At 62.5% G+C, this 10,712-nt stretch carries 11 protein-coding genes; 3 read left to right on the plus strand and 8 right to left on the minus strand.

Annotated elements, in window-relative coordinates; genetic code table 11:
* Positions 1 to 77 precede the first annotated feature (77 nt).
* From ACQKJZ_RS06925 to ACQKJZ_RS06955, 7 genes are all read right to left on the minus strand, one after another.
* On the minus strand, positions 78 to 551 hold the full coding sequence (locus ACQKJZ_RS06925) for a DUF2141 domain-containing protein (RefSeq protein ID WP_232307986.1): 474 nt from the start codon (positions 549 to 551) through the stop codon (positions 78 to 80).
* Between the two features lie 40 nt (positions 552 to 591).
* A complete protein-coding gene (locus ACQKJZ_RS06930; RefSeq protein ID WP_157092758.1) occupies positions 592 to 1,713 on the minus strand; it encodes a CDP-alcohol phosphatidyltransferase family protein in 1,122 nt (373 codons plus the stop codon).
* A 4-nt stretch (positions 1,714 to 1,717) separates the two neighbouring features.
* The gene (locus ACQKJZ_RS06935; RefSeq protein WP_427730500.1) at positions 1,718 to 2,800 is read right to left on the minus strand and encodes a hypothetical protein; all 1,083 of its coding nucleotides are present in this window, start codon (positions 2,798 to 2,800) and stop codon (positions 1,718 to 1,720) included.
* Positions 2,801 to 2,868: 68 nt separating this feature from the next.
* A complete protein-coding gene (locus tag ACQKJZ_RS06940) occupies positions 2,869 to 3,582 on the minus strand; it encodes a sugar phosphate nucleotidyltransferase (protein ID WP_066691192.1) in 714 nt (237 codons plus the stop codon).
* A gap of 3 nt (positions 3,583 to 3,585) precedes the next feature.
* On the minus strand, positions 3,586 to 4,353 hold the full coding sequence (locus ACQKJZ_RS06945) for an HAD family hydrolase (RefSeq protein WP_084401625.1): 768 nt from the start codon (positions 4,351 to 4,353) through the stop codon (positions 3,586 to 3,588).
* A 112-nt stretch (positions 4,354 to 4,465) separates the two neighbouring features.
* Entirely contained in the window at positions 4,466 to 5,116 is a 651-nt protein-coding gene (locus tag ACQKJZ_RS06950; RefSeq protein ID WP_198158567.1) for a TetR/AcrR family transcriptional regulator, read from the minus strand.
* A 229-nt stretch (positions 5,117 to 5,345) separates the two neighbouring features.
* A protein-coding gene (locus ACQKJZ_RS06955; RefSeq protein ID WP_157092785.1) for an IS5 family transposase occupies positions 5,346 to 6,103 on the minus strand; the annotation gives its coding sequence in 2 pieces (ribosomal slippage) (positions 5,346 to 5,770 and positions 5,770 to 6,103; 759 coding nt in all).
* Positions 6,104 to 6,204: 101 nt separating this feature from the next.
* Between ACQKJZ_RS06955 and ACQKJZ_RS06960 the strand changes: the two genes are divergently transcribed.
* Positions 6,205 to 6,771, plus strand: coding sequence for a TetR/AcrR family transcriptional regulator (locus ACQKJZ_RS06960; RefSeq protein WP_066689896.1), 567 nt, complete (start codon positions 6,205 to 6,207; stop codon positions 6,769 to 6,771).
* Positions 6,772 to 7,126: 355 nt separating this feature from the next.
* Positions 7,127 to 7,771 (plus strand): recombinase family protein, encoded by a 645-nt coding sequence (locus ACQKJZ_RS06965; protein WP_038069700.1) that lies wholly within the window; start codon positions 7,127 to 7,129, stop codon positions 7,769 to 7,771.
* A gap of 23 nt (positions 7,772 to 7,794) precedes the next feature.
* Here ACQKJZ_RS06965 and ACQKJZ_RS06970 read toward each other — a convergent pair whose 3' ends face one another.
* A complete protein-coding gene (locus tag ACQKJZ_RS06970) occupies positions 7,795 to 9,228 on the minus strand; it encodes a transposase (protein ID WP_226341918.1) in 1,434 nt (477 codons plus the stop codon).
* Positions 9,229 to 9,559: 331 nt separating this feature from the next.
* Between ACQKJZ_RS06970 and ACQKJZ_RS06975 the strand changes: the two genes are divergently transcribed.
* Positions 9,560 to 10,498, plus strand: a complete 939-nt coding sequence (locus ACQKJZ_RS06975) for a replication initiator protein A (protein ID WP_286165232.1) — start codon at positions 9,560 to 9,562, stop codon at positions 10,496 to 10,498.
* Positions 10,499 to 10,712 lie beyond the last annotated feature (214 nt).

The following is a 10,712-nucleotide window of genomic DNA, read 5'->3' on the forward strand; positions in this document are numbered from 1 at the left end:
TCCTTTTGCGATACTTCCGGCGGACCTGCAAGCATTACGAACGGCTGAAATTATATCCCGACCGGCTGGCAGCACGGTCAGTTCGGATAGCGCGTCCGTATGAAGATGCTTCGGCCGTCGGCCGGTGCCGCGAAGCGGGCCGCACTAAATGCCGGCAGCCCCATCGTCGCAGGCGCATCGTTGGAGAAGCCGAACCCTTCTTTCGGCCGGAACAGCGTCCGGTTGAAATCGCGGTCGCCATTCTCGTCATGATAGGTCGCGACCGCATAATGGCCGGGTGCGACCCAGAAACAGCCTGTGGTCCGTGACAGGCGCGCCGCCGTCCGCACACGCAGCAGTTTTCCGCCCTTGGCGAGGAAACGCTTCCGATCGTCGGGATACAGAGTGAAGACGACTTCGCCCTTTGTGCTTCGTATCGCCGTCGCCACCAGCGTAAGCCTGATCTTTCCCGCACCAGAGGTGCCCGCACAATCCTCCGCCTGCGCAATACCGGGCATCCCCACCATCGTGACGAGCGCGGCAAGTGATACGAGTGCGGATTTGACTGGCATATTCATTACATGGGATCGACACGCCGTCGCGCAAGCCGCGTCATGCGAGCCAACTGACCATCGCATCGCCGCGTCGCGCCCGTGCCATCGCCTGCATCAGTCGGACCAGATGGACCAACAGCGAGGTCATCGTCCACCATGCGACCGCGACGATTCCCCAATCGGGCCGCGCGACCAGTATCGCCGCGAACAGGATGACCATGTTGGGATTGCGCCGTGCGGTGACGAGCCGGAAACGGCTGTCGAACGGTCGCCACATATGGATGTGCATGCCGAAGCGGACGATGAACGCCCCTTCGATTAGGCGTTGCGCGACATAGCCGAACAGCATCGCCGCCATCACGCCCCAGAACACGTCATCCGTCAGCGGCCGCCCATAGGCCGCGCATCCAACGCCCCATGCGTACCACCAGATCGGCGGATGGACGAGATCAACGCCGTGATCCCACGCATTGCCCAGTTTCGAGGACGTGATCGTGCAGCGTGCCAGCTTGCCGTCGACCGTGTCCAGCACCATGAAGATCAGTCCGGTCGCCATGCCGGTCCAGAACCAGCCATGCCAGAACGCGATCGTCGCCACGATGCACAGCACCGATCCGATCGCCGTGACTCCGTTGGGGGACAGGCCGATGCGCGCCGCGATGCAGGTCAGGACGAACGCCCATTCGGGCCACAGATATTTGGTCAGCACATCGGTGACGCCCTTGTAAGCACCGACATAGCTCGCCCGTTCGATCGCGGGGACGTTGGCTGGCACCAGCCGTTCGGCAAACGGGCGTTCGCGCTTGCGCAACGCCTCGTCGAAGATGCCGCCCTCGTCCTCCGCGGGCAGGATCGTCAGATGGGGCGGCAGCGTCGTGCCCTGTGTCATGGCATCGCGCACAGCCATACGGTCCGCATCGGCGACATGCGCGAGAACGGCCACGCCGTCGCGCGTCAGTACGCAGTCGCGGCGACCGCGCAGATGGCGCATCCATGCCGGATCGAACGCATATTCGAGGTTGGCGAGCAGGACCGTGTCGCCTGCGGTTCCGCTGTCCGGCAGGCCGAGCGCGCTGGCGATGCGGCGCAGCCGTTCCCGCGCGTCCATCCCCCACAACAAGGTCGGGTTGTCCCCGACCGGTTCGACACGGGGGAAAGGAAGGTCGGTGGTATCCGGCATGATTCTACCTGTTTGGCCGCCCGCGTTCCGGCACGGCGTCGTTCAGTATCGCGAGGATTACCTCTGCCGCCCGCGCCGCGCCCGCCCCGCTCGCATCCCCCGCCGCCGCCTGCGCGATCGCCTGCTGGACGGGGGCGAAGCGGGGATGGGCCGCCCGCGCGCCGTCGATCGCGGCGGGCAGGTCGTCGAGCGTGCGTACCACTTCCCCCGCATGCCACATCGCAAACGCGGGATCCGCGCGCCAGTCGCGCTCCGCCGGGTCAAGTAACACCGCCGGGCGTGGACGGACGAGATATTCGATCAACTGGCTCGACGTGTCGCCCAGATACAGGTCGGCCATCGCGGTATAGCTGCCGTCGACCCCGGCGAAGCTGTCGAGATCGCAGTGAACATGCGTCAATCCGGCGACCTTCGCCAGCACCTCGCGAAGGTCGGGTGCCTGTTCGATCAGCCTCTGATGCGGCGCCAGGATCACGTTCCAGTCGGTTCGGGCGACGAGCATCGCCACGATCTCTCGCCCCCAGGCGGGCCATGACGAGCGGTGCGCCTGCCAGTGCGGGGTATAGAGGAGGACCGGCCGATCCTGTGCGAACAGCGTACGCACCGGGGCGTGGTGAGTGAACGCCGCCTTCACATAGCCGGTGGCGGTGATGCGATCGGGCGCGATGCCCCGCTTGAGATAGGTTTCGCGTTCCTGCTCGCTGGGAACCAGCGTATGGAACGCGGCGCGGCGACGCGGATCGTCTCGCGCGCTCATCGATCCGACCCCGTGCGATGTCTTGACGTATCGGGTTGCCCGCCACGGCATCAGGCGCGGCAACCACAGACTGGTCTGTTCGGCACAGACCACCACCGGCGTCCTGGCAAGGCGCGGCGCAAGGCGGAACAGCATCGGCAGCTTGGACGGCAACACCGGATTGCGCCCGACTTCGTCGCCGTCGTCTCTTCGAAAGCCGGGCGCGCGACGAATGACGATACCGGGGGCATCGAGCAGCGCCGTCCAGCGCCGCAACAGCCGTTCATGCACCGACGTCGATACCCACAGATCGATCGCCACCGTGCTATCGGCAGCGGCGAGCGCCTCCACGATTGGATACAGGTGCGGTATTAGCAACGTTTCGCCAAGGAACAGGAAAGCAATTGACCGACGCCGCGTCATTGCCCCCGTCTCGCCGTCCACCGCAGGATATCATCGGGCCGATCAATCTCAATCCAGTCGCCACTGGTTTCGACGAGCGCCTCAACCGGTTCGGTCTGCGCCAGCGCACTGATCACGTCGTGATGATAAGCGGCGTAACCATCCGCCTCTCCAATCACACGGGCCAGCGCATCGCCATACCCGCTGTCCCGAGCGCCAACGATGATGCCCAATGAACGATGGGTTGCGTACGAGGTTGCAAGGCTTTTCGAAACGCGGATCACGGCACCCTCATCCACCCGGACGAGCATGTCGTCCTCTTCCGGCACGCCCAACGGCTCGACCACCAGTCCGACGCTGCGCGGTGGAACGGCGATCGCCCGTTCGATAATGGCGGATGCGAAGCTGCTGTCGCCGTTCATCAAGCAGAAGGGATTGTGCAGGACGTCACGCGCCGCCCAAACGCTGCCGATGCTGCTTGCCACCGCCCAGAACGGATTGAAGCGCAGTTCGACCTCGATGGGTAGATGCCGTGCCGCAAGGTGGCGTTTGATCTGGTCGGCGCGATAGCCGACCACGACCATCGCCCGCGCGATACCTGCCTGCGCCAGCGCGGCGAGTTGCTGGTCGAGGATTGTGCCGTTCGCCATCGGGACGATGGATTTCGGCATGTCCTGCGTGAGCGGCAACAGGCGCGAGCCGCGCCCGGCACTGAGGATGACGGCCTGCACGAGTCAGGCCACGACCGCTGTCGTCAGGTTCCAATCGAGCGATGTCCAGTCATGTTGCCCGGCGAGGGCGCGCATCGACCGGTTGCCGTTCACCGCGATTCCTCGGTCGGCGAACGCTAGGCAAGGCGCGTCGCTGGCATGATCGGAATAGAAACGAACCAGCAAATCCTCGCGCGCGAAACCCTGTCCCGACAGCCAAGCGCTGACCGCGGCCAGCTTCGCTTCACCATATACATTCGCACCCGCAAGCCGATGGGTGATGCGATTGCCGCGCCGTCGCGCCTCGGTCGCGATGACATCGCTAATACCCAGTCTGCGCGCGATGGGTTCGGCGTAGAAACGATGCGCGGCGGTAGCCAGAACGATGCGATGCCCGGCGGCGCGGTCTGCCGCAATCTGCAGCAGCGCGCCGGGGCGGATGCCGTTACGCACGACATGATCGGCAAAGCTTCCGGCCCATCGATCGATTACGGCCTGCCGCGTATCGCGTCCGATGAGCACGCCGTGCATCACCTCCTTGATGCGGTCGCGGCTAACCCATCCAACCGCCCTGCCGATCGCGACCAGCATCACGAAGGGGACCAGCACGATGCGCCATGGGCAATACCGTAGTATGGTCCTCGCGAGGAACCACGACCAAGTCGGAAAGCGGGTTACGGTACGGTCGAGGTCGTAGAAGCAGATCGTTGGTTTTGCCGACTTGCCGTGTACGCTCGCAAGGTCAGCACACAATGCGTCGAATGCCGGCCGACCTGCCTTCCGATCGCCCATTGGCACATTCCCTGCGATCACGGGCGCTACGCCTATGCCGTTCAACATGTACACACGATAGGATACTTTCAGAAACGGTACAAGCTACCACCCGCCTTGGAAGGCGGTGCCGTTAACCGGTGTCCGAGGGACATCCGCCGTTCGCCAGCGCGAGGAAGCAATTCCATCGCGAGCGGAAATGATCTTCCTGCGTCTGTCCGACGAACACCAGCAATTCATCGAGGTGCAGGCGTCGCCGATGCATCGCTCCGTTCATCAGATCGATGAGCAAACCCGCAAGTCGCTCGGGCGGCAGCAACGGCAATTCGCCCAGCTTCTGAGCACGGCCTATCAACTGAAGCGCAATATCCATCATTCGCATATGCCATCCAGACAATTTCGAGCGCAGGCACGGATCATCGATTGATTCGAAGCACAGATAATTGAGAAAGGATGCGTTATCTGGCTCGACAACATAATCGAAAAACGACCTTGCCCAGCATTGCAACTTTCCGATAGGCGATGCTTCGTTAGTTGAACTAAGAATACCGTCCTGAAGTCTATCTATTTCCTGATCTACTACAATGTCGGCAAGTTCGGACTTGCTACCGAACTGGCGATATATCGTGCGTTTCGTGACGCCAGCCAGTCTCGCGACTTCATCAACTGACAGGCCGCTGATACCGGTGACGCGCAACAGGCCCAGCGTCTCTTCCATGACCCGGTTACGCAGGCCTGCCGCTTCCTCCAATGTCGGTCGTCCGAAGCGACGGGGCGGTTCCATCTGACAGATATTCCAATGAGTATAGGATTCGAAGCTATCGCGGGACCTCATAGCCCACCAGATGCAAAGACTAAACAGCCAGTATCCCAATCGGCCGACATCGACGGGCTCAGGCGGCGTGCAATCGTCGCGTCGTCAAGTTGAAGCCGACCCCCGACAATCCTTTTATTAGCTGTTTGCGCGGCGGAAGTTCGAATGGGACTTTGCGCTTAGGGTCAGGACTCGTTGATCACAGCCAGAAGATGACGGTGGCAGCGAGGGCGATTGCGGAGAAGAAGGCGGTGGGGCAGCGGTCGTAGCGGGTAGCGACCCCGCGCCAGTCCTTGAGGCGGCCGAACATGATCTCGATGCGGCTGCGACGCCGATAGCGGCGCTTGTCGTACCGGATCGGTTCGTTGCGCGACCTGCGGCCTGGGATGCAGGGTTGGATGCCTTTGGCCTGGAGGGCGTCCCTGAACCAGTCGACGTCGTAGCCGCGATCACCAAGCAGCCACTGCGCCTTCGGCATGTCATCGAGTAGCGCTGCCGCGCCGGTGTAGTCGCTGACCTGGCCCGCGGTCATGAAGAAGCTCAAGGGGCGCCCGTTCGCATCGGCGATGGCGTGAAGCTTGGTGTTCATGCCGCCTTTGGTGCGGCCGATCAGGCGGCCAAGATCCCCTTTTTAACCCGCAGGCTCGATGCCGTGCGGTGAGCCTTCAGGTAGGTTGCGTCGATCATGACCGTCTGCGGCTCGGCGCCGGCTGCAGCCAGACCTTCCATCATTCGCGTGAACACACCGGCCTCGCCCCAACGCTTCCACCGATTGTACAGCGTCTTGTGCGGGCCGTACTCGCCGGGTGCATCTCGCCAGCGCAGCCCGTTGCGATTGACGAATACGATGCCACTCAGCACCCGCCGATCGTCTACCCTCGGCCTCCCGTGGCTCTTGGGAAAGAACGGCCGCAGCCGCTCCATCTGCTCGTTCGTCAGCCAAAACAGGTCACTCATCCCGGTCTCCTTGCGGAGCCGGAATCAGATCGCGACGCTCACATCAATGGGTCCTGACCCTAACGACGCGGGGGATGCCAGGCCGCAGGAAGCGTCCCGAGATGCGGATGGAGACGCGGGCGCGACTGCTAGACGCCGCGATCGGGCTGATCGTCGCGAGCGGGGTCGCAGCCGCCTCGATCCGCGGCATCTGCGAACGCGCTGGCTTCTCGCAGGGCGCATTCTATTCGTATTTCGCCAGCAAGGACGATCTTCTCTTCACGCTGGTCGAAGAGCACATGGCGAGCCTGGCCCGAAAGCTCGACACGTTGGTGGCGGATACCCGTCATCAAACCGCAGAATCCATCTTGGATACGATCGGGCGCAGCCTGGATGCCCTGTCCGTTGATGCGCGTCATTCCGTACTGATGGTTGAGCTTCACCTTCACGCACGACGCAATGCGCCATTCCGCACGCGCTTCGAACCGGTCAAGGTCGCGTACGAGGCCGCCTTCGCCGACGTCACCTCCCATCTGTTGAGGCGTACCGGCCTGACGCCAGCGATGCCGAGCATCCAACTGGCGCGCATCCTTCTCTCGCAGTGGTCCGGTTCGATCCTTCAAGAAGTGCACGATCCCTCTCCCTCGACCCAGATGCGTGAAGTGTTTGCCGCACTTGTGAGAAACTGACGCCGAACGTCCCCGGCCTGAAGGGCCGACAGGATATGACAACTTGTCACTCACGATCAGGGTCTGCCTCGTCCACGGTGCCACGGCAGGATGGCAGCAGGGCAACCCGCAGATCAAGCCGAAGCGGTTGGAGGCTGCTTCCGGTCCGGGTACGCACTCCCGAAGCAGACCCCAACCGCGCATTGCAATGACGCGCAGGCGCTCATCGTGATTGTCACTGGGCAACAAGAAAAACGACCGGTTTTCTGGCGATTGCTGTTTTTGCCTCGTCCCCCCTGCCTTGTGGTCGGAATACCCGTTGCGGAAACCACCAGCACATTGCAGGGTGTCAGATATCTTTTCTGGCAGGGTGGCGATGCTCATCGGATATGTGAGGGTGTCCAAGGCTGACGGATCGCAGACGCTGGCACCGCAGCGCGATGCGCTGCTCGCCGCAGGCGTCGATGCCTCGCGCATTTATGAGGATCTCGCGTCGGGTCGTCATGATGCACGTCCCGGCCTGACTGCCTGTCTCAAGGCATTGCAGCCCGGCAATACACTGGTGCTCTGGAAACTGGATCGCCTCGGACGCGACCTGAGGCATTTGGTCATCACCGCCGAGGCGCTGCGTGAGCGCGGCATTGGGTTGAAGGTGCTGACCGGCGCCGGCGCGCAGATTGACACCACCACCGCCAACGGCCGCCTGGCCTTTGGCATCTTCGCCGCTTTTGCAGAGTTCGAGCGCGAGTTGATCGCCGAGCGCACACAGGCCGGCCTTGCCGCGGCACGCGCGCGGGGGCGCATGGGAGGGCGACCCCGCAAGATGGACAAGGCAACGCTGGCGATAGCGATGGCCGCCATGTCCGATCGCAACGCGATCGCAGCCGATGTCGCGCGCCGTCTCGGGATGACGACGACGACACTCTATATGTACGTGAACGGTGACGGCACGCCCAAGGCGCCGGGCCAGGCACTGCTCGACGGTGTGCCATACCGCAAAGAACGGCTGCAAGCCGCGTGATAGATCACGCCGCGCCTCAGCGATCAGGCATATCGTCGAGCAGGCGAGGCGATCACGTCGTGTTCAATCGACCGGGCCGAGATCGCAGCCGGCGTCAGCGCTGCGGGGACGCATACTCCCCGGCGCGGCTTGCCCGTCAGCCGCTGGGGTCGCGCCAGGACCATCAGATTCATCACCGCCGCGCCGATCAGGAACTCTTCTTCCGCTCCGCGGATACCGCGCAGGTGAAGCCGCCTCATGCCATGCTTACCCTTGGCGTCAGCGAAGAACCGTTCAACCCCGCGCCGCAACCGCATAGACCGCTTGTAGAGCCCGGTTTCCACTTCGGCTCTGGCAAGATCGCGGACGTCCTCATCGTCCAGCCGAACCAGGGTACGACGCCGCGCCGTCGTGCATTTCTTCCGAAGCACGCACGCCTCGCAGTCACGCGCATCGGCTGCATAACGGTGTACGCCGGTGGGCAGATGGAAGGCATGATGTCGGAGCGGCTTTCCGGTCGGACAGGTAAAGCTGTCAATGTCACGATCATAGCTGAAGGCCGTTCGCGGCAGCTTGCCCTTGGTCTGTTGCGTACGGTCGATTACCGGAATGTGCGGGATTGCGCCGTGATCCCTTACGAAGCCGAGGAAGTTGGCGCTGCCATAGGCTTTGTCGGCCGCAACCCGCTTGGGACGATAATCAAAGCGATCGGCCGATCGCTCGAGCATGACGCGCCCCGCATCAACTTCCTCCGCGAACCGAGCCGGTGTCGCCTTCACATCGAGAGCGACGCCACTCGGGGTGTCGACCAGCGCATTCAGGGCGTAGCCGAACCGGCCACGCACCGTTCGCGCCGACCAAGCCGCGGCAGGGTCCGTTCGAGAGACGCCTTGGCAGCTTTTCGAGCGCGCCATTTCAAAGACGGCATCTCCAGTGTCGTGCACCCACTCCCTAACCGCGCGCGACGCGTTGGCGACATACGGCAGGTAGCCAGGAACGGTCTTGCGCTGCCAGCTCGCATCAGCCGCTATGAACGATGCATCGATCGCGGCGTCTTTTCCGCCAATCAGTCCTTCACTGATGCAGCGTCGGACCGTGCTTTCGAACAGGATCCGGAACACGTCGGCATCGCGGAAACGACCGTGCCGGTTCTTGCTGAACGTCGAGTGGTGCGGAACCTTGTCTCCCGGCGCGAGACGGCAGAACCAGCGATAGGCCAGATTGTAGCGCAGCTCCTCACACAGGCGCCGTTCGGACGTGATCGCGTAAATGCGGCCGACCAAGGCCATGCGGATGAGGAGTTCGGGATCGATCGATGGCCGTCCCCTTGCGCTGTAGTGACCGGCCAGTGCCTGTCTCAACTCGCCGATGTCGAGACATCGATCGACGCGACGCAGCAGGTGGTCTGCGGGCAACATGGCTTCTATGGTGCGGCGGGACGCCCCTTCCCGCTTACCGCGACAGGCTGGTCCCATCATAGCGACGCTCCTTTCGGCAGGGGTGAAACGAAGGAGCAACCCGGCATGTCCGGCATTTTTCAACAGGCCCGGTCGTTTGCGACGAAGCCGACCAACCCCGGTGCGGGTCTCGTAGGCGTAGTCGATAGTACGAAGTTGGACCGAACTGGCAGGCACCCTCCCCTCGGAAGGCTGCGTTTTCCGCCCGAAACCCGCCTGAAGTTCGTGGTATCGCCTACGCCTCACCCCATGACCGGCCTTACGGGTCGACCGGCTCGTGGTATCGCCTACGCCTATGGTGTCGCCGCGGTTCGGACGCGCGTGAGCCGACTGGATGACGACGGAGTTGGTCATGCCGAAGAGTAAGGCGGCCGAACCAGGCCTGTCGAAAGATCGGGCGCCGGCCGGCACTGCCAAAGACGCAGTGGTTCCGATGCAGGGCGACCTCTTCTCCATGGACAGCCCACTACGCGGTGGTGTTCATGGCGAGCTATCGCTGATGGCATACCCCTTCTTCGCCCTTACGAAGCAGGCATGGATGAAGCCGCTTGCCTACAGCACCGGCGAGATCAGTATCGAGGTGCAGCCTGGCCATAAGGGTGTCGCCAACATCTACGATAAAGAGGTTATCCTCTACATCGCCAGCCTTATGGCTGCGAAGATCGAGAACGGCGAGCCAGTAAGCCAAAACTTCCAGTTCACTGCCAATGACTTCTTCCGGGTCACCGGCGCTACACCGTCATCCAACGCGTACACAAGATTGTACGAGGCATTGGAACGACTGCAGAGCACGCAGATCAAGACTGACATCGAGACTGGTGGCGAGGGCGAAGCGGGATTCTTCTCCTGGGTCGAGACTGCCCGCCTTCAATATACCAAGACGCGAACCGGCGAGCGCAGGCTCAAGGCCGTGAATGTTCGTCTGTGCGATTGGCTGTTCCGGGCGATCCTCAAGGATCGAAGTGTCATGCAATACGCACCCAGCTACTTCCAGCTGAGCCCGATCAACCGTCGGCTCTATGAAGTCGCTTGCTTCCTGCGCTTCTCCGGCGTGACGTCGATAAGGTTGGGTGATCTACAACACCAGATCGGCCATCAAAGCCTGACCCGGCTCTTCAAGCCTTACGTTGTCGAGGCTGCAAACGGCACAGTCCCGGGCTTCGAGTTTTCTATCCAGGCGGCCGAAGGCGCCTCAAAAAGCAGCAAGGTCTCGGACGAGGTTGTTGTCATTCGCGAGGTTCCGACTGTCCTGGCGCCGATGAAGCGATCGAAAGCTGCTTCCGAGAACTGATCGGATTTGATCTCGACAGTCGCAGAGGCGACGCATTCCACCCGGCCCACCTTGTCAGCACTGCCGACCGCGTCGGAGGCCAACTACCATCCGCTGGGGCGTAGCCGATACCACGAACTTTGGACTTGCCCCGGAAAAGTGGAGAGTTCCCTTGAGGTGAAAGGCGAACTCGATGACGAAGCAGCGACGTTTCACGAAGGAATTCGAGGAGGAA

This window comes from Sphingomonas sp. NPDC019816, from assembly GCF_050274375.1.
Taxonomy (GTDB): domain Bacteria; phylum Pseudomonadota; class Alphaproteobacteria; order Sphingomonadales; family Sphingomonadaceae; genus Sphingomonas.